Consider the following 19,406-nt stretch of genomic DNA (forward strand, 5'->3'; position numbering starts at 1 on the left):
CCCGTCGCTTCACCGGCCCAGCAGGGCACAACCCACGCCGGAAACGAACTCAAAACTGGATAGAAACTGGGGGCAACGTCACGGCGTATCCATCGGTGTTACAAACTCACGATGACAATTCTCTACTTGGGCTGGATCTCAATCGAGTCAGCCTCGCCGAGGGCAAGATTTTCTCGCGGCTCAAATGGCCCAAAAGCCGCACTGCGATCCACAACGATTCCCGAAGTCCGTTGAGGCTGGCAGACGTTGTCACAGTGCAGCCGTCAGGGATTAGAACAGCTGTAGCCCGGGGGCTGACATTTACAAGTAACCGTCTGATTGCCCGGACAACTCGCTTCAAAAGGTATTCCGTCACATATGCATGTCGCTGAGTTAATTTTTGTGAGAGGCAATCGACGGCTTGATTTGAGCGCAAGTGCATCTTGCCAAACGGTTGCCGCCGCAAGAACAATGGGCGCGTTATTTTGAGCGGCTCTTGAGGTTGGTGCCGCTTCAATCAGCCCGATCACGGCCACTACAAAAGCAAAGGAGATCAAGATAGTTCGCATCATCCGCTCCTCCCATAACTAACTCACCTATTATAGATGAGCTTATGAGCGTTTGAAAGACGCCGTCTCGGTCGCTAAGGACACTTCCTATCGGATCCAAGAGCCCCGGTCGGACAAACTCGCGCTGCGCACCCAACGTACAGGGTTTCGTGTGAGGCGGGACTACACGCGGCTGACGCGGGCCAGTTCACAAATCGCGGCGGGCGCGCCGATGACTGCGCGTAATGTTCATCGGCAGAGCAACTGCGCTTGCGGGGCACGTGTTTTTCCGTTGCGGAAAGAATAGATGTGTCCAGCAAGCGTTGGGTTTGTGCCGTAAATATATTTTTAAGGGGAAAGTATGGGACGGGAACAGTCACGGCGACTGCGCGTGCGTTGGGGTGGCGACCGCTCCCGCTCTCATACGCTTCGCTTGGACACATTGATTCCATCCAGAACGTCCCGGAACGAAAAATTCTCGACAGACAGTGATCTCGAATTGGCAATGTCGCCAGTCCTCGCGACCTCGGCGATCGGCCGCGCAGTTGTTGCCTATGATTTGCCGAAGGTGCCCGGTGCGCAGAACGCCTTGCAAGAAGCTGGCGCGTTGCTCGACATGGCCGCCGAGATCGAGCACTCGCTGATGGTACAGTACTTGTATTCCGGTTTTGCTGTGGTTCAATCTGCTGCTGGCCAACAGCCCAACAAGCTGCTGCGGGACATAGCGGTCGAGGAAATGGGCCACCTTCTGACGGTGACCAACATACGGCTGCTGCTTGGTCTGGAGCCCTATCTTCGGCGCCAGGACGAGAGTCCGCAGGAAGGTTTCGACCCCTTTCCCTTCGCGCTGGAGCCGCTTTCCGCCGACTCCCTGGCAAGATACGTCGCGGCGGAGTCGCCGAGCGAGAATGCCGAGCTCGCACAGGGCGACAAGAAAGCCTCGGTCATTTCCTCGCTAACGGGGCAGTTGCACAATTTCAGGCCGGTCATTATATTGACCGTAATAAGTGAGCCGAGGCACTAAGTCAATATAATGACCGATGTTACGACAGCGTTGGACCCCGAGCGGGTGCTTGGCCAAGCGATAGCGGTTCGGATCCGACAATTGAGGCGCGACCAAAACCTGACCCTGGATCGACTGGCAAAACTGAGCGGCTTATCCAAGGGAACCGTCGTCACGCTGGAGCAAGGCAAGGCGAACCCCAGCATCGGCATACTTTGCCGACTGGCGGCGGCGTTTTCGCTTTCGGTGGCCGATTTGTTGAATGACCATCCTTCCACAGTTCGCCTTCCTATTGAGCGGACAGAGACGAGGACGCTTTGGACAAGCGCTAAAGGAAGCTTTGCACAACTTCATTCATCGATCTCGGGACGAACGATGTTCGAACTGTGGAGCTGGGCCATTATGCCGGGCGACGTGTTTTCCGCAGATGCTCATAGTCCGGATACGCGCGAGCTGATCTCGGTGACTCAGGGGTCCCCCCGCACTCATACGCGGCGGCATCTGATCTGCCTGCCCACTTCTCGATGGCAGTTCTTGAGCGTGGTGGACAGCGAGATCCGGGGCCCTCTTCGCCGGCAACGAAGATGCCCGGGCCCGTTCCGCAAGACACCGCCGCTCGCTAACGACCGCCCATTCGCGACAGGAGATCCACCGTTGTACGTTCCGCCCCATTTTGCCGTCCCCGATCACAACACCCTGCTTGACCTAATCGGGAGACATCCGCTCGGTATCCTGGTCACCCACAGCAAAGGCACACTCGACGCGAACCACATTCCCTTCGAGCTTGACCGCTCGAAGGGAGACAAAGGCGTCCTCAACTGCCATGTTGCACGCAAAAATCGAGTCTGGGAGGAAGTTGCCAATGGCGATGAAGTCCTCGTTATCTTCCGTGCGGCCGACGCTTACATCTCGCCGAACTGGTATCCAAGCAAGCATGAATTCCATAAGCAGGTGCCCACATGGAACTATCTCGTCGTCCACGCCCACGGACGCATCACTGTCCGGGATGATGAGCGCTATGTGCGCCGTAACGTGGCGAAGCTCACTCACATGCATGAAGCCTCGCAGCCTGCCCCGTGGAAGATGGGCGACGCGCCGAAGGACTTCATTGACACGATGGTTAAGGCGATCGTCGCCCTGGAAATCGAGATCACCGGCCTGGTTGGTAAATCAAAACTCAGCCAGAACAAAGAGGTGCGCGACATTCAGAACGCTGGTGAAATGCTGAATGCCCGAGGCGTCAATGGGATGGGAGAAGCGATGCTCGCGGCTGCGGCGGCCAAATCCCAATAGCATCTATCTTGTCCCGACAAGCCGCTGGTGCTGGATTTCCAAGGGGTGGCCTTGAGAGACAAATGCTTCGGCCAGCACCTGACCACCCGCTATGCGGCAGATGGACAAGAACTCAGGCCGCCATCGCCAGCCACATCCGCAATGCCGCCGGATCGATGGAAGCTGCTTACCCCGCCAGCCTTTCCGGTCATGTCGCCTGCGTCGTCAATACCTCGAACAGCAGCCTGGCGCTTAAACCGAGTTGCGTGTTCGGTATGGCGGCACAGCGGTTTCGAGATCGGAGCCGACTGGCAGCGAACGCCACCCCCACGGTGGCGATGCCTCGCAGCCAGGTTGGATGATCAAGCAGCCGGGATGTTCGGCAGGCTTGCACCCGCTTCAGATGCGAGACGGGTCAAGACGATCATCCTGCACAACGTCACGCGGCGGTGGGCCGGTTTCGAAAAGGGCCGGCCCCGGCCGTTCATACAAGTGGAGTTGGGGGCCGGGGCCGGATCAAGCCTATCGGGTCGAACCCGCCGGGACCGCGCGTACATCATCCCGGCAACGCCAGGCGCTCGTCCGGGGCCATGCGGGCTTCGGCTTGGCGCGCCGAATGTCTGGACCGGCATCGCGGAGCATGGCGCACCAGTCTCCCACATTGTACGTAGTCGCCATGCTGCCCCTGGCCAGATCGCAAATGACGCACGGCTTGTTCGCGATGGCGAGCTGAAGCACGTTGACGGCCGTGCCGGGCGATGCGCCGTCCCAGACTATCATCCCAAAGTCCGCGCGTCGCGCCATCTCCGGTCTTTGGCGGCTGGATCCAGTATCCTCTAGCGCCTTCACGAGACGGGACCTGGTAGGCAGCCCAGTCGCCCAGATTATTGCTAGCTTCCTCGCTCTGACCGCCGTCTCCCTCTGGCCCTGCGTGAGGGATCGTCATCCGGCTGCAGGCCGGCGCGCCCGGACGCTGCCGCTACGGGAGGCGCTACGCGCGTGGAGCTAGTGGCCTTTGTCAGCCAGCCAGAGGCCCACGTCCTGGATCGAGCGCATGAGCACCGACGGATTGTCCCGCGCGGGAATGAAGCCCCAGCTCTGCCAGTAGCGCTCGGCCTCGGCGTCGATCGCCCGCACCACCACTGCGCGGCCGCCGACGATGTCGGCGCCGGCGACGCAGCGATGCAGCGCGTCCTTGACCAGGCCGCTGCCGATGCCTTGTCCGGCATAGCGATGGTCGACGGCGAGTTGTCCGATCAACAGGCAGGGGATCGGATCGGGCGGGCGTCCGGTGCGGATGGCGCGCGGTGCGCTGTTCGGCTGGATCACGCCCGGCGCGAGGCCGTAATAGCCGACGACTGTTCCCTCATCGTGAACGACCAGGACGCGGGTAAAGCCGCGGACCTGGTTCGTTCGCGCGAAGCCGGCCAGCCAAGCGTTGAGCGCCGGCTTGCCGCAATCGAAGCTGTCGAGGCGGTGCGCGTCGTCGAGGAGTTCGATGCCTGAAAGCGCCACCTAACGGTCCCAGGGCGGGGACCGACGCAGCCGCTCGGCCGCCTTCGGCGGGGGCGCAGCGGCGGGGGCTGAGATCGCCTGCATGAAGGCGTCATAAGCTTCCGGGGACACGCGGATGACGGTTTCGTTGAGGATGGCCGCCTGCGCCTCGTGCAGCGCGGCGCGCCGCATGAATTCCGTGCGCGACAGGCCGAGCAGCTCCGCGCCGCGGTCGATGATGGTGAGATCATCGTCGCGAAACCGCATCGAGACGGGTGCTTCCTTCCTGGTGGGTGTGGTGGCCATGGCGCGCTCCTGTGCTGCGGACGTATATACGTTAGTGTAACGCGGAACGCAATACTACGTTCCCTGCCGACGTCTCGTGGCGGATGGTCTCAGGATTTCTCGCCGCATCGGTTCTTCTCGGCTTCTCGCCCCAGTCGCCATTGCCGCAACCCAGAGCAAGGTGGCTTTGGTCAGCTCCGGCGGATCAATTACGGCTTAGAAAGCGCATTTGTTTTTGGCGGCCGGATGAGCGGGTCCAGAAGCGAAGTCGCTGCCATGACTGTCGCCGGACGAGCCCCGGCTATCCCGAAGCTGATGAACATCTGACGCGATGGCGACTTTCGGGCCGTCACGCCACAAAGGAGGAACGGCTATGAAGCCTGGGCGGCGGCACTTTCATTCTCAGGCGCCGCTCTATGCCACCTGTCGGCCAATGTGACATCGCCACTGCGGTCCTTCGAACAAGTCGATTCGATTCTGAATTTCGGCCTTTAGATGATTGTAGCGATTGAATCAGCGACAAGGGCTGGGCAATCGCGGTTGTGGTGACCGCGAGCCACTAAGTTTGTGCCGTACCCTTACAATGATTCATCAAGGCGTTTACCTCGGCAATCACGAGATCCGGCGTGATGTCGAACTTGCATCGGACTTTGACCGGACAATGCCGCACTTGGTCCAGACCACATCCGCGACATTCAATAACACTCATAAGCATGCTGACCAAGGGACCTCGAAACCCCCAAATCTCCGGTAGATGTGACGCCGTGAAAATGCCGATAGTAGGGCGGCCAAGCTGGGCAGCGACATGGCCGGTGCCTGAATTGTTCGAAACGACGAGCGCGGCCGAATTCACGAGACAATCGAATTCCAATTCTGACAAGTCGACAGCCGTCCGAATGTTCGCGGCTCCACGTTCCCTAGCTATCTTCGCAACCTCCTCAAGCGCTTCCAGGCATTCGCCACGGCCAACGAGGACCACCTCACCACGGGTCGAAAGAGCAGCGACAACTTTGCCAAAACTTTCAATCGGCCAATCTCGCAGGCTGGAATTGGAGAACGGAGCCACGACAATCGGGGCATTGCCTGTAGTCGAATTCTGTGGGTGACCCGCTCCGCTTTCGAAATAGGCAGCTGCCTTTGCGACCAGAAAGAGGAGGATTTCTGACACATGCTGGAGACGCACCTGCTTACGGTCAATGAACCAATCAAGCCATCTACGGGGGATTTTGTTAGCAAGCCCTATTTTTTGGACCAGCTTGTAGAAAATGGTTCTGCGCAGTTTCAGATTGAATGGCGCTATCGCAATATCGATCTGATGCATGCTGTACGGATCAACTATCGCCGCACGGTGCCTGGCGGGGACTTCAAGCAAGATGGGCCTTGTTTCTTCCGGAACACGCATATCAATGGCAAGATCAAACTCGCCGGTCAGCAGCGGCCTTATGTCGGCGGCTTCTTTGCGCGTTTTGACTTTTGGGTTGCGAGGAAAAAAGTCAAAAGCAATGTGATCGTCGGCGAGGTCGAACTGTTTTGCAGTAGCGATGTTCCAGCTTCCCACCACCAGCGTAATGTGGGCATGCGCAAAACGCTGACGAAGGTCCTTTAGGGGCCCTAGAGACATCCAAAAGTCGCCGACATGATCAAGCTTGAGGACCAAAATTCTCATCCTTGCGCTTGACTGTTCCGGCTCTTCCCAGCTGCGGTATATAATTTGATTGCCGTCGTGCTTTGTAAAATATGCCATTGCCATTCCGAAGATTATACGGTCAACACTGATAGTCCAGTGACGCGTGTGTAGGGTTGGAGTGCTCCCCACTTGTCCGCGTCTCCGCAAGAATTCTGCCATCAGATCCAAGCCGCGCTCCAGCAGGAGCTGTCGGGCGAAGTCTGCATCTCTAGCGGTGGTAGCGCGCCAAGAAGCCAGCTATGTCCCGACCCGCAATGTGAAGGGCTTCGTCACGGTCTTGCATGCAGTGAGTTCGAGAAACGCCGAGTAGACGGCGTTCGCCAAGCCGCCGTCCCCAGATCTCGGAGCATAACGGCAGTGGCCTCGCTCTTTGGTCGATGCTGATCCTGAATGAGACCGTCGCCGCCGGCGACGACATCGCCGGCCGGATTGACCGTCTCCGGCACGCCCTGTCGCTGTGGTCCCGCATCATGGTGGTTACAAAGGACCCGCCGCAGGCGCTTTTTTCTGCGCGTCCGGGTCGTCCAACATGAAGTGGACGAATCAACCCTGTGATGAAGTCGACCCCCGGCCAGCGGGGCGCTGGCGGGGGGCGTCGAGGAACACCTTTATTCGCCGAGCTTGGATAGCGGCATCCCTATCACGCTGAGAGCCTGTTATGCTGGTCCAGCGTTTGATCGCAGTCTTGATCCATGCGAGCAGCTTGTGAGGGATGCAACCGAACGAGGCGCTGCTCCCACAGTCGTCGCAGGCCCTCCATCACAGCGTCACGCTTAGCCTGATCCGGCGCAATTGTATTGAGGAGATCTCCCAACATGGCTTCGCCCTCAATCCGCATCAGCAGATTAAACAAGTCGTGTGAAATTCGTACACTGTCACTGCTGAAGTGGGTCGTGCTGATCTCGCAGTGAGTCTCCCGACGATCTGGCGCTTTGTAAGCGCGGGTTTGATGGAGGGACACATAGGGCGGCAACGAAACCGCAAGCGCAGTCCAATCCTGCAGCGTTGCAGCCCGCTTTTTTACCAGGAAGGGCCCGACCACAAGTCCATCCAGCTCTGTCGTCAGAAAGGTGGCAATCGCGTCTGCAACCGAATCCACGATCGGTTCGGCATTGTTGTTAAAGGACGTATTGAGCAGAATTGGAGTGCCTGTACGCTTCTTGAACGCATTGATGACCTCCCAGTACGCGGGATTGGCGTTGCGCGATACTGTTTGCAGGCGAGCGGTACCGTCGACGTGCGTGATGGCACCGAGCAAGGCGCGCTTTGAGTCACGCACGCGAACGACGAAATTCATGAATGGAAATTCGTGCCTACCGTCCGGGAGGTCGAAAAATTCGCTCGCATCCTCCTCCAGCACAGATGGCGCGAAGGGCCGATAGCCTTCGCGCTTCTTGACCATCGCATTGATCCGGTCCTTGTTTGCGGCGGGCCGAGGGTCGGCAAGAATGCTGCGGTTGCCCAGCGCACGTGGCCCAAACTCCGAACGACCCTGCACCCAGCCGATCACGGCGCCGTTGGCGATCCAGTCGGCTGCACTGCTTGCCACGTCATCAGAGCGTTCAACCTCGAGATGTCCGGCCATGCATTCAGTTCCTGTTGCACGGCGCGCTCGCTCCCGAGATCAGGACCCCAATAGACCCCCTGCAGTCGCTCACACGGCGCGGGGCGGCCCATCTCGTTAGAGACTATCAGCGCAGCTCCCAATGCGCAGCCAGCGTCGTGAGACGCGGGTTGCACGAAAATGTCTTCGAAAAGCCCTGAATACAGCAGCTTACCGTTCATCGTGCAGTTGTGGGCCACCCCCCCCGCCAGGCACAACCGCTTCATGCCGGTGGCCTCACGGTGATGCCGGAGAATGTGGAACACGATCCGCTCAAGCGCTTCCTGCAGTGACGCACTCACATCTCGATGCTGCTGGGTGAAGGGCATTCCCTTTCGCCTGACCTCGATATTGCGGAGCAACGCCGGACCGATGCGGTCGAGGTGAACACGGTAGCCACCGCCGTTGGCGGAGAGCTCGTAGAACTGCTCGAAGAGCTCGCGATAGGGAGCGGGGTCGCCGTAGGGCGCGAGTCCCATTACCTTATACTCGTCGAACAAGCCGTAGCCGAGATAGCGGATCGTCTCGAGATAAAACAGCCCAAGAGAATTGTTCTCGGGGAAAGCCTCGAGTTGCGTAATTTCTGTGCCAGACCCTACCGCCAAGAGGCCCGATAGGAAATCACCAGAGCCATCAATCGCTAGAATGAGACTTTGTTCGAAGCCCGACATTGCAAAGGCGCTCACGGCGTGCGCCTGATGATGACTTACGAATGAAATACGCGAACTGTCCAACTTAGTGCCGAACTCACGCGTTAACAGATCCTGCACCAACGTTTTAGCATCCAACGGAATGGAGAGAATGTCCGGGTGGGATGCGGACATACCTTCAAGCATGGCGTTGGCATAGGGCTCGCTGGCGTAGAGCGCGACACGATCAATGTCGTTGAGCTGAACCCCCGCCGCTGACAGACAGTATTGAATCGAACGAATTGGGAGCTTGTTGGAGTGTTTCATCCGATTGAGGCGTTCCTCTTCGACGGCTGCTATCACCCGTCCGTCTCGGACGAGCACCGCGGCGCCATCGTGCATAAAGGCGTTCCGAAGCTCGAATCGGTTTTCATGGACTTGGTCAAGTCCGCCGCTAATTCCTAGACACAGCATTTCTTTCTCCACATAGTGACGGGCAAGCCAAATTGGCCTGCCTCAGACCGTTTCCAACTAAATAGGCCGCGTTGTCGCTTGCAGCTGCAACCGCCTGTCAGGCATCACCGGCATCAAAGAACGCCTCATAAGGGTCCGCCTGAATCAACATGAGATGCTTCGATCGTGGCGCCTGCCATTCCATGACGCCGAGAGCTTGGCTGGATCATCGAATCTTGAGCGGCTGCTGACTTGCATGCCGGCGATGCCGTTTTCATCTGCAGCACGAACTTGTGACGCGGGCTGCCTATATCCTTGCGAAGGGGCGGCTGTTGACGAATAATGCCGCGCCGTGAACTGGCCCGATTTCATTCCCCGAAAGACCGTCGCACAGGCGACTGACATGTGCTGCACTGTCCGCCTGCTTCCCGGTCGCACATCCGATAACGCCTTCGCTTGTGCAGGAGGCCGCATCGCGTCATTCGTCGGCCAAACATGGCACCGACTGGAAGCCCGGCAATACCGCGTAGATGTAAAGTGCGCTGATGTTGTATGGTAGCGCTGCCGGCCGGGTCTCCAATCCGCTGCCCAAACGAGCGGACTGCCTGCGGCAAAAAGCCCGCCACAAGCAGAATCGCGCTGGGCAGCTGCCTCGCCTGCAAGACTTCGCAGCTCAGGAACATTGGGGACGACTAGCGTCGAACCGCCGACATGATCGGCCAGTTGCAACTCACTTCTCGGCACGACCTCCACTGCACGTCAGGGCGCATGGAAGATTTTCTCCTTTGGATGGGTGACCGGTGCGGACGTGCTTTTGTCCATGCAAGATTTCCGAAGAGTTATGAAATCGTTTGTTTCGATCAAAGTCATCCACGCTATGAATAGCTGCCGGACATGCGCTTCAAAGGGGCTTCAGGCTTCCCGGATGGCTACTCCGATTCGAAGCGCGTGGCATTCCATGCGCTCTATGACAACATTTTTCAGCAAAGGGTATGAGAGCAAACCCACACTTCTTTTTCAGAAGTCGCTTCGAAGCAGCCGAGGCCTTGATGGGCTTCTTCACCAAGTTCGGCGATGGTGCCGCAGACATTCTTCCTCTTTCCGGGCTGAACAAGCGCAGAGTTCGCGCCTTGGCAGTGTATCTGGGCGCTCCGTCTGATCTTGTTGAAAAGATCCCGACCGCCGACCTGGAGAACCTCGTCCCGGTCTCACATACGATGAGATTGACGACTTCCTCGAAGGCCAAGAGATCAACGAAGCGGCGCACAGGCGTATACTTCATGCGCATTCCAGCACAGCCCATAAGCGAGCGCTTCCCGTCACAACGATTGCCATGACGGGTTCGATATTTAGGCATCGGCAATAGCGTCTCAACATACACGATCGATGGGCTTGCCGCAGTTAGGCAGCTAGCGGCCTGAATTACCGCTGGAGCGAAGCGCTGCTCTTTCAGCCCGCATGCGGTCATGAGGTTGACAGTGTCGGCACGTATCGCCGACGCCGGCACGCGAACTCATTCTCCCTGAATGCCTGCTCTATCGATCTTCCGCAGCGTACCCACTTGACCGGTCGCTTCGACATTCCAGGCACCCGGATTGTAGCCGATCCTTGCCGCTCTCCTTCGGCCGGTCGCAATGCTAGACGTGCGGCCGTTACGCGATGCAGAGCTGGTTGTCAGATGCGTGATGCGAAACGTGAGATGCAGCTCCAGTTTTGGCGATGGCGGGCTCGCCGCATTGTTGATATTCTCCGCACGGAACAGGCGCGCAAATGACACCGGATTCAGAGAAGGCCGAGGCGGTCGAGCAGTTACTTGATACACCTGACCTTGCAACCGCACTGGAAAGCGAACAGTTCAAGAAATTCCTCGACCAGGTGCCGATCGCCATAGCCGTTTCGGACCTTGCCGGTGAAGAGCGCGTGGTCTACGCCAATCCGGAATTCGAGAAACTCTCAGGCCTGATGGCCGCCAGGCTCACCCAAGAAAACTGGGCGGCCCTTTTAGGGACGGGCCTCCATCAGCAAAAGGACAGGCCGCTAGCCGAGGCGGTGGTCGAGGGAACCGATTTGGTCGGCACCTTCAGGCTGGAGCGCGGCGAGGACAAACCCGCGATCGTCGACGTTTATTCCAACGTGATCGAGGACGACAACGGCAAGATGTGCTTCCGGCTGGTGGCCCTGGTCGACGTATCGGCTCACGGCGAGGCGGGAGATCAGCGCTCGGTGGAGGAGCGTGTCAGCGAGAAAGACACGCTGCTGCGCGAACTGCAGCACCGGGTGAAGAACAACCTGCAGATGATCACCGCGCTGATCCGGCTGGAAAGCCGCAACGCGACCGAGGCCGACCGGAGACGGTTTGAGCGGCTCGCCGGTCGCGTCGACGCTCTGGCGATCCTCTACCAGACGCTAACGGCCGACGAGCCGAAGGAGGAGGTCGATCTTGGCGTCTATCTCAGCCAGATCGCGTCCGCGGTGATGAGCTCGCATGCAGTCGAGGGGATCCGCCTGGATATGAAGGTGGATACATATCCCGTGTCAATAAACGTCGCCATGCCGGCGGGACTGGTCGTGAACGAACTGCTGACCAATTCACTGAAGCATGCGTTCAAAGGACGCGATGGCGGCACGATAACGCTGCACAGCATCGTCAATGGCGACGGCTGCCGGGTTATAGTGGCGGACGACGGAATCGGCCTGCCGGAAGGCGAGACGTGGCCCAAGCCAGGGAAGCTCGGAGCGCTGATCGCGCGCTCGCTGACCGAGAACGCCAAGGCGCAGCTCGCCGTCGAGTCCAGCGCCAACAAAGGGACGAAGGTGACCATCGTTTTCAAGCGGTCGGCGGCAGCAAGCTGAACGGTTGCTGTCGAACTAGCAGGCTGGCGGCTGGTTTCATGTCGCGGCTTTGAGCAGGTGGCTGCAAATAGGCTAGGTCGCCCTTCACGGCCTGTTTCACATGGTCGAGGTCTTCCATTATGCTCCAGGCTTGCTGCTTCTGACTTCGGCGGCCAGTCCATCCCCACCTAGCGGAAGGCACTCCCGCCTGATTACGTTGCGGCTTGAGTCTTGACGGCGGGGGCACCTGACGCCTTCGCGCTCATCACGCGCGGGCCGGCAATTCAGCAGCGAGTCATCGCTTGGCCAATCTTGCCGAGGACGAAGGTCTAACCTACAAATAAAATCGGTCCGACTGTTCGTGGCCGGAGGTAACCGCGAATTTGCGCTATCGGGACAGGAGAGCAGTGCTGTAGGCAAACCGCGATGCGTGCATTCGTTCGATTGGTTCTACGATTATCCTGACGCCTGGGGTGACCAGTTGCACCAGTATTTCCTACTACGCGCAATCTTTGTAGGGTCATGTGCAGATCATCGCGGCCCGCCAAGACATCGGAAAACTGATCGACGATCCTTCAACCCCTGAGATATTGCGCGCCCGAATGGCATCGGCGGCCGCCATATAATAGTTTGCGGCAAAGACGGCCGCGATCGAACGGCTGAGGACGCGCTCGCCAACAGATTGCGCGACAGACGATGGGGTGGATACCGCGGATACGACGCCTGGTTCGATGCTCCGATCAACAACGCGAAGCTCGCCGCGACTTCCGTCTACAGCGATTCGGTTCAAAGGCTTGGCGCGTTGGACAAAGCTCGCCGCGCCGAAGCGCGATGCATAGAAGCCGGGATAAGTCGCCCGAACACAAGTCGAACAAGCGGAGTGGTCGACCGTTTCGTCCTCCCCGGGGACGAGCCGGTTGCTCTGGCCTGGGGCGACCTGGTGGGTCTTGCGGAGCACCGTCTCCAGCATGGCGATCAGGTCTTCGGGAAGTATGGCCTCATTCTGCACAGACGGTTTTGCGTGGCTGTTACGGATGCCGGCGGGCACGGTGGCGATATGGCGGTCCTTTCGATCGAGCGGCTCGCCACGCTGCGTATAATTCCACGCCAGGGAGGAGAGACGGCGCTCGATCGTCGCCACAGAGTTTGGTTTCTTGTCTCCTGTAACCTTTCTGGATGCACAGGCCGTGATGTAGAGGCCGACGGTCTGCGGATCAGGCGGCAACACCTCCGAGGTGCTGCCGGCGCGCCCAGGCGCAAAAAATCCGCTCTCGACCGAGCGGCGTCAGACCGGTATTCTTATGGATGTTCATCCGGTCCCCCTGGAGTCACTGAAGCTTCGACAATCTCAGCTTTCCCGGTTCGGACCGGATGGACAAGCTACTGAAAGCTCACAACTAGCTACCAATGCGATCAGCTTTCGGGCTATCGGGCGCATCCAGGGAGGATGGGTATGTTCTTGGCTAACGGGCTCAAGCTGCGGGACCGCGGGTGCACGCTGGCACTGATGTTGGCGATTATATGTGTATGTGCGCCTGCACTGGCGGCAAACGCGTCGGATCAGGCGTGCCGGTCCATCGCCAAGCTCAAAATTCCAAGCGTGATCTTTACCGAGGCTAGCCTTCAAAAGCCGCAGGAGATCCCCGCAGATCCCTTCACTGCATTCACCGGCGCCTCGCCTCAGGCGGTAAAAGTGGGCGGGCACTGCCTTGTCCGAGGTGTTATCGGGAAACGCCAGGGGGTCGATGGTCAATCATATGGCACCCGGTTTGAGGTGCGTCTTCCGACGACCTGGAACGACATGTTTCTTTTCCAGGGCGGCGGCGCAGTTGATGGCTTCCTGGCGCCGGCCGTCGGGACCATTCCTTGCCGGAACTCGACCGCGGCTCCCGGGCTCTTGCGCGGCTACACTGTTGTAAGCATGGATGGCGGGCACCCAAGCCCCGATCCGGCTTTCGGGGTCGATCAAGCCGCACGCATTGATTTTGCGTACGCCTCCATTGGCAAAGTCACTTCGGTCTCGAAGCAGGTGATTGCAAAGTTCTATGGGGCGGCTCCGAAAAAGTCGGTGTTCATGGGATGCTCGAATGGCGGTCGTGAGGCGTTGATAGCGGCTCAGCGATATCCGCTCGAGTTCGACGGCATTGTTGCAGGTAGCCCGGGTTTTCGTCTCAGTGCCGCCAACATTGCCGAAGCCTGGGATACTCGCCAGTACATGAGCATCGCTCCCAAGGATGAGGCCGGCCATCCCATTCTGTCCCGCGCCTTCTCCCAGCAGGATCTGAACATCGTCGCCAAGGCGGTTCTCGCTGCCTGTGATGCCCGCGATGGCATTGAGGATGGCGTCATCAACGCCTGGCAGCAGTGCCGGTTCGACCCAAAGGTCCTGTCCTGCCAAGGCGATAAGACGGACAGCTGCCTCACGGCTGGTCAAGTGCAGGCCATGAGCCGCGCGTTCGCGGGTCCGGAAAGCTCCGATGGCGAAAAGCTTTACAGCGATTGGCCATATGATACGGGCGTTGCGGGCGCGGACTGGAGAATGTGGAAGCTGGGCAATTCCCCCACTTCCCAGTCGGATGCAAATAACATCGTTCTGGGAGCCCGCTCGCTTCAATACTACTTCATGACGCCCCCGGCGCCGAATTTTGACCCCCTGAAGTTCGACTTCGACAAGGATCCGGCACGCGTTGCGGATACGGCCAAGCTCAATGATGCGACCGGCACGTATCTCGCCAGCTTCGCTGCCCACGGTGGAAAGCTGCTCTTGTTTCAGGGACTTTCCGATCCGGTCTTCTCAGCCAACGATCTGGTGCGCTGGTACAAGCAAGTCGTCGAGGTCACAAGCGGCGGCGATTTGGAAGCGGCTCGCCGTTTCGTGCGCATGTTCATAATCCCGGGGATGACCCACTGCGGCGATGGCCAAGCCTTCGACGACTTTGATCCTTTGGCCGCCATCGAGGGCTGGATAAACCAAGACAAGGCTCCGGATTCTCTCGCGGCTGGCAGCAAGGCATTCCCCGGCAAGCACCAGCCGATCTGCGCTTATCCCACTCAAGCTGCCTATGGCGGTAAGGGAAATCCCGATGAGATCGCGAGCTATTCGTGTCGGGGATAAGAGACCTCGTCATTTGTTCGCTTCAATCTGCGCGCATTCCCGGAACAGGTCTCCCGGACCAAGGATCGGTTGGAAAAGCTAAACCCGGAATTTGTGGGCCGTGCCATAACGCAGTTGATGATCATGCCTGACTACGAAGCGTCGGCCGCCGATAGTCTGGACACAGCGCTCGCTGTGCTCGATGAGGTAATTGTTATCGCCTGAGATCTGACCGCCTCATCCCAGCGGACAAAACGGGGGCATCAGAGCCCGGACGCCTTGGTGAGATTTACGCGGAAACGATCGCGCCGGCGCTGATAATTTCGCGTCATCTCCGCGGAGGCATGGCCGAGCTGTTTTTGCACATAGCGTTCGTCGACCTCGGCCGACGAGGCGAGGCCGGCGCGCAGTGAGTGGCCGGCGAATTTCTTGGCCCGTTCGCCCTCCGACAGATCGCCGCGCACGCCGGCGGCGAGCGCCGTGCGCTTGACCAGGCGTGCGACCTCCTAGTCGTTCAAGCGATCGGCACCGACGGCTCTGCCTTGACCAGCAACGCGCCGAAACAGCGGTCCGTGCGCAATGCGCGCCAGTCTTAGCCAGGTCTGCAGAGCGACCACAGGGCAGGTGGCGTCGGAGGAGCCGCGGCCGATTTCGACCTCGCGCCAGCCGGTTTTGCCGCGCAATGTGACAAGCAGACCCTTATCGGCAAAAATCTCGACCCAGCCGCGCCCGTCCTCGGTCTGATCCCTGCCGACGTCGAGGCCGACGATTTCGGATCGGCGAAGGCCGCCGGCGAAACCCAAAAGCAGCATGGCGCGGTCGCGCAGACCACGCAGCGTGCCGCGGTCGAGGGTCTCGAACATGCGATCAGATCCTCGGGCAGGATCGCTTCCTTCTGCCGGGGAGGGGAGGCGTGGGTGTTGCGAACGCCAGCCATCACCGTGGCGATATGCCGGTCCTTGCGGTCCAGCGGCTGGCCGCGCGGGCAAAATTCCAGGAGAGCCACGAAAGCCGGCGCTCGATGGTTGAAACGGTGTTGGGCTTTTTGTCGCCAGTGGCCGTACCTGACGCGCAGGCGGCGATATAGAGCCCGACGACCTCAGGATCGGGCGGGAACATCTCGATGCCTTGGCGCCGGCACCAGCTCGAAAAATGCTTCCAGTCGGCTGCGTAGGCGCGGCGCGTGTTGGCCGAACTCGCCGCCTCGATATAATCGCGCGCGCGGCCGGCGAGCGCCTCAAGCTGCGCAGGCAGGCTGGAATTGGCAATGGCTGGAAGGGGAGGGGACGAGGCTAGGTCGGCATCGCCCATCTGCATGACGATATCGATGATGTCGGGCAAAGCCGCGGCGCTTTGTGTGTGAAGCTTGTCCGAAATTCGTAGCATATTTCGGACATCTTGACCGTCACTTCGTCCGAAATCGGACCACAGATTTCGGACAAAGCCCCAGCATCAACCCGCCAATATCTCGATCTGCCGTCGCCGCTGCAAACGTCGCCTGTGAGAGGCGAGCCGCCTCTAAACTGGTCTATATCCCGATTAATAATAAGAATGTGGTCAACTTCCATATTTTAGAGGGCACGCATGCTGCCACTCAACCGGCCTGATCACCACACAAAGTGAGGAAGAACCTGGTTAGGTGCAAAGCGACAATTGCCTCGACAGCGGGTCCCGGAAGGTTTATGCTGCCCAGTCTTACCGCAATCCGAAATGGCGATTGAGTACCTTCACGAGTGAAGGGATTCCCGCGGTCTTAGAGATGAGTTGTCGAATGGCGCGAAGTCGCACAGAATCGCGAAGTCGCACAGAATCGTGTGTTTGATACCGATCAGGATCGCGAGCTATTTCAGGCGCAGAGAGGTCTTGCGCCCGATGCACGAGTTGCTCCCGGTCCAACGGAAGTGAATGGGGTGGAACTGCTTTGTCGACCAAATTGTTGACGGAACGTCCGGCGCCCATTGTTGCTACATGTCTGGATTCTTGGGGCGTTTTGGATGATGCAATCCACCATCTCACTCCAAAGGGCAGTGGAATCTGGAACAATGTCGCTTTTGTACGCAGGACATCCTTCGCGCCCGATTGGCATATTGTCTTTAACTCTGCTTCTATTTTTGGGCTCCCTGTTGATATCGAGGCGAGTCCAAACAGGACAATTTTTGCAATCGGCGAACCGCCGACGAAAGCTCATCGCGCATTTCATGAAGGGCAGGGGAAAAATACCATCGTCCTGACGTCTGACGCAGAGCTGGCTGCTCGGCAGAATGCAGAGCGCCGATTCGTTTTGTCTCCACCTATCACTCGGTCTTGGTCTGTAACAAAGACATATGACCAACTTCTGGTCAGCGAAGTCGTGGACAAGCCGCTTCGGCTCTCATGGATTACCAGTAACATCGCCCTGCTTAAAGGGCATCGATATCGGCTGGCGTTTCTGGAACGGCTGAGAGAGGAGCTCGATTTTGACCTGTTCGGCCGAGGTTTTCGGCTGATTGGAGATAAATGGGACGCACTCGCACCGTACCGTTACAGTATAGCTTTCGAGAATACTCGTGCTGATTACTATTTTACAGAGAAGCTTATGGACTGCTTCGTTGCTGAAACAATGCCGATCTATTACGGCAGCCCGGCAATCACGAGGTTCTTCCCTTCCGACTCAATGGTTCTGATTGACCCAGAGGACAAGAACGTAATCCAAAAAATTCAAGAAATCATCGACTCGGACCTCTGGAAGGAGCGTCGCGGCGCAATACAAGAGGCGAAGCGGTTGGTTCTTGAGAAATACAATACGTTTGCTTATCTCGCGGGCTTCATCGAAAGCGTTCACGATAAACCCTTACCGCCGGAAGTTATACACATCGGTTCGCCTGCGGTCGATTTTGGGACAGACGAATGAAGTACTCCAACGCTCGCTTCGCGTGCCAGGCGGTTGGTGGTCTGGCGAGATCGGTACGGAGCGCTCGGCGGAGAATGCCTACCTGCGCAGACGGGCCGGCACGGGCGCACGAGGTCATGCGCCCCGGCTGCCGCTGATCAGACGAACTGGGGAAGGCCAGGAACGGAATTGAGGACCTCGTCCACGAGTTCGTCGCCGGCATGTTCCTTGGCGAAGGCGATCGTCTCGTTGGCGATGGCGGCGATCTTTAGAATGCTGAGACCCTCACTCATCAATTGCTGGCCGAGCCCCATGAGGCCGCCTCCGCCCTCTGGGTCGTTGCCATTATACTTCGCCACTAATTCCGAAGCTCCGGGAATGGCCGCGATCATGCGCGCAACGGGACCGTCGGCCGCGTGGCGTTGCAGGAAACCCAGCATTAACCCAACGGCCTTCTCTGCGAGAGCCGGGCCGATGCCGGCACCAGTGGCGATGCGCGATAAGAATTCTTCCATGGCAGGGTTCGTCTCTCTTTAATGAGGTTTACACGGGGCCGGTCCGGCGCCCAAAGCGCCCTTGGCCGAAGCACAATTGAACTCCACAAAAATAGGCCGGCGGAAGTGCTATTGCAACTGCGCGTAAAACCGCCTCTGTCAACGCAAGCTGCGTCGGACGTGCGTATTTCGCAAAAACGGGACAGTCGTTCCGCTAAATCGCGGACAGCAGTTTCACTAATTCGCGGACAGCAGGATGGAGTCGGCGCTCGGTTGCCTGGTTGAAGTCATTTGCGATTGATTTCGCCGTTTTCGGCGCCGGTCAAGGGCGGCGGTGTTTTTTGCTTTCTCATGCTGTCGCCTTCGAGGGTGATGCGATGGGCGTTGTGGATGATCCGGTCGAGAATGGCGTCGGCTATTGTCGGCTCCGCGAATGCTTCATGATGCACCTTTCCTTGATCGCCTGGTCCGTTGCAGTCGGCGTTGAAGTTGATCGATGTGGTCGCTGGAAAGGTTTCCGCTTGGCCGCGGGCGTCACCATTTCTTTCCCACAAGATCCTTCAACGCGGCATTGTCGAGCATGGCGTCGGCCAAAAGCCGCTTCAGCCGCGTGTTCTCGTCCTCCAGAGCCTTCAGTCGCCGAGCCTCGGAGACATCCATCCCGCCGAAGCGGGCCTTCCAGTTGTAAATCGAGGCGTCGCTGACCCCGTGCTTGCGGCACAGATCGGCAACCGATACCCCGGCCTCATGTTCCTTCAAAATTCCGATGATCTGCTCTTCAGAGAAGCGGCTACGTTTCATGTCCTGGTCCTCTCGATGGGCCAGAACGAACTTCAAACCGGATTAGATAAGAGGGGCAAGGTCAAGGTCGATGACTCAACTGTTGTGTGGGGAGAGCTCTTACTTCTCATTCGCTCCAAATGCGGACGCGGCGCACGAGCTCGGAAGTTGAGATCCCGTAGCGATCGTGAAGCGTCGGCAGCGCGCCAGCGTCGAGGAACTCGTCGGGCAGGGCGATCTGGCGAAAGACTGGGGTCACTCTCTCGCGCATCAGCAGCGCGGCAACGCCTTCGCCAAGGCCACCAATGATGGTGTGGTTCTCCGCCGCCACCACCAGCCGTCCCGAACGGCGCGCGGCAGCGAGTATCGCCTCCGTATCCAGAG

Annotated in this window: 11 protein-coding genes and 7 pseudogenes; 8 read left to right on the forward strand and 10 right to left on the reverse strand. The window is 58.8% G+C overall.

What is annotated here, in order from left to right; genetic code table 11:
• The first annotated feature begins 960 nt into the window (after positions 1–960).
• Positions 961–1,551 carry a ferritin-like domain-containing protein gene (locus NKH60_RS32705; protein ID WP_352874778.1) on the forward strand — a complete coding sequence of 197 codons (591 nt, stop codon included), beginning with the start codon at positions 961–963 and terminating at the stop codon, positions 1,549–1,551.
• 9 nt (positions 1,552–1,560) lie between these two features.
• A complete protein-coding gene (locus NKH60_RS32710) occupies positions 1,561–2,823 on the forward strand; it encodes an FMN-binding negative transcriptional regulator (protein ID WP_352874780.1) in 1,263 nt (420 codons plus the stop codon).
• A gap of 984 nt (positions 2,824–3,807) precedes the next feature.
• On the opposite strand, the gene NKH60_RS32715 is transcribed toward NKH60_RS32710, so the two are convergent.
• The 3 genes from NKH60_RS32715 to NKH60_RS32725 all read right to left on the reverse strand — a co-directional run bounded on the left by NKH60_RS32715 (position 3,808) and on the right by NKH60_RS32725 (position 6,325).
• Complete coding sequence (locus NKH60_RS32715; RefSeq protein WP_023679117.1) at positions 3,808–4,317, reverse strand: GNAT family N-acetyltransferase; 510 nt, start codon at positions 4,315–4,317, stop codon at positions 3,808–3,810.
• Entirely contained in the window at positions 4,318–4,602 is a 285-nt protein-coding gene (locus NKH60_RS32720) for a type II toxin-antitoxin system TacA family antitoxin (RefSeq protein WP_352874782.1), read from the reverse strand. It abuts the gene before it with no gap.
• Between the two features lie 538 nt (positions 4,603–5,140).
• The gene (locus tag NKH60_RS32725) at positions 5,141–6,325 is read right to left on the reverse strand and encodes a glycosyltransferase family 9 protein (RefSeq protein ID WP_352874784.1); all 1,185 of its coding nucleotides are present in this window, start codon (positions 6,323–6,325) and stop codon (positions 5,141–5,143) included.
• Positions 6,326–6,645: 320 nt separating this feature from the next.
• On the opposite strand from NKH60_RS32725, the gene NKH60_RS32730 reads away from it, so the two are divergent.
• The gene (locus NKH60_RS32730; RefSeq protein WP_352493109.1) at positions 6,646–6,801 is read left to right on the forward strand and encodes a hypothetical protein; all 156 of its coding nucleotides are present in this window, start codon (positions 6,646–6,648) and stop codon (positions 6,799–6,801) included.
• A gap of 107 nt (positions 6,802–6,908) precedes the next feature.
• On the opposite strand, the pseudogene NKH60_RS32735 reads toward NKH60_RS32730, so the two are convergent.
• A pseudogene (locus tag NKH60_RS32735) lies at positions 6,909–8,974 on the reverse strand (carbamoyltransferase family protein).
• Between the two features lie 1,013 nt (positions 8,975–9,987).
• On the opposite strand from NKH60_RS32735, the pseudogene nadE reads away from it, so the two are divergent.
• The 3 genes and pseudogenes from nadE to NKH60_RS32750 all read left to right on the forward strand — a co-directional run.
• A pseudogene (gene nadE, locus NKH60_RS32740) lies at positions 9,988–10,319 on the forward strand (NAD(+) synthase); the annotation flags it as partial.
• A gap of 404 nt (positions 10,320–10,723) precedes the next feature.
• Entirely contained in the window at positions 10,724–11,806 is a 1,083-nt protein-coding gene (locus tag NKH60_RS32745; protein WP_352874785.1) for a sensor histidine kinase, read from the forward strand.
• Between the two features lie 661 nt (positions 11,807–12,467).
• Positions 12,468–12,533 (forward strand): annotated as a pseudogene (locus tag NKH60_RS32750) (hypothetical protein); the annotation flags it as partial.
• 195 nt (positions 12,534–12,728) lie between these two features.
• Here NKH60_RS32750 and NKH60_RS32755 read toward each other — a convergent pair.
• A pseudogene (locus NKH60_RS32755) lies at positions 12,729–13,047 on the reverse strand (integrase); the annotation flags it as partial.
• A 191-nt stretch (positions 13,048–13,238) separates the two neighbouring features.
• Between NKH60_RS32755 and NKH60_RS32760 the strand changes: the two are divergent.
• Entirely contained in the window at positions 13,239–14,900 is a 1,662-nt protein-coding gene (locus tag NKH60_RS32760) for a tannase/feruloyl esterase family alpha/beta hydrolase (RefSeq protein WP_352874787.1), read from the forward strand.
• Between the two features lie 242 nt (positions 14,901–15,142).
• On the opposite strand, the pseudogene NKH60_RS32765 reads toward NKH60_RS32760, so the two are convergent.
• Positions 15,143–16,190: pseudogene (locus NKH60_RS32765) on the reverse strand (site-specific integrase).
• A gap of 610 nt (positions 16,191–16,800) precedes the next feature.
• On the opposite strand from NKH60_RS32765, the gene NKH60_RS32770 reads away from it, so the two are divergent.
• Positions 16,801–17,769: a glycosyltransferase family 10 domain-containing protein gene (locus tag NKH60_RS32770; RefSeq protein ID WP_352453731.1), complete on the forward strand. Its 969-nt coding sequence runs from the start codon at positions 16,801–16,803 to the stop codon at positions 17,767–17,769.
• A gap of 137 nt (positions 17,770–17,906) precedes the next feature.
• On the opposite strand, the gene NKH60_RS32775 is transcribed toward NKH60_RS32770, so the two are convergent.
• The 4 genes and pseudogenes from NKH60_RS32775 to NKH60_RS32790 all read right to left on the reverse strand — a co-directional run.
• Positions 17,907–18,263, reverse strand: a complete 357-nt coding sequence (locus NKH60_RS32775; protein WP_352874789.1) for a hypothetical protein — start codon at positions 18,261–18,263, stop codon at positions 17,907–17,909.
• Positions 18,264–18,529: 266 nt separating this feature from the next.
• Positions 18,530–18,685, reverse strand: a pseudogene (locus tag NKH60_RS32780) (ATP-binding protein); the annotation flags it as partial.
• Positions 18,686–18,756: 71 nt separating this feature from the next.
• Positions 18,757–19,043: pseudogene (locus tag NKH60_RS32785) on the reverse strand (transposase); the annotation flags it as partial.
• A 106-nt stretch (positions 19,044–19,149) separates the two neighbouring features.
• The coding region (locus NKH60_RS32790) for a transketolase C-terminal domain-containing protein (protein WP_352874791.1) at positions 19,150–19,406 on the reverse strand (257 nt) is incomplete at its 5' end.

Origin of the sequence: Mesorhizobium sp. M1006 (assembly GCF_040318825.1) — a bacterium.
In the GTDB taxonomy this organism is placed as follows: domain Bacteria; phylum Pseudomonadota; class Alphaproteobacteria; order Rhizobiales; family Rhizobiaceae; genus Mesorhizobium.

Coding starts and splice junctions, on each gene's coding strand:
- NKH60_RS32775 (WP_352874789.1), bottom strand. CDS start 18,263: ATGGAAGAATTCTTATCGCGCATCGCCACTGGTGCCGGCATCGGCCCG.
- NKH60_RS32710 (WP_352874780.1), top strand. CDS start 1,561: ATGACCGATGTTACGACAGCGTTGGACCCCGAGCGGGTGCTTGGCCAA.
- NKH60_RS32725 (WP_352874784.1), bottom strand. CDS start 6,325: ATGGCATATTTTACAAAGCACGACGGCAATCAAATTATATACCGCAGC.
- NKH60_RS32760 (WP_352874787.1), top strand. CDS start 13,239: ATGTTCTTGGCTAACGGGCTCAAGCTGCGGGACCGCGGGTGCACGCTG.
- NKH60_RS32745 (WP_352874785.1), top strand. CDS start 10,724: ATGACACCGGATTCAGAGAAGGCCGAGGCGGTCGAGCAGTTACTTGAT.
- NKH60_RS32730 (WP_352493109.1), top strand. CDS start 6,646: ATGCTGATCCTGAATGAGACCGTCGCCGCCGGCGACGACATCGCCGGC.
- NKH60_RS32720 (WP_352874782.1), bottom strand. CDS start 4,602: ATGGCCACCACACCCACCAGGAAGGAAGCACCCGTCTCGATGCGGTTT.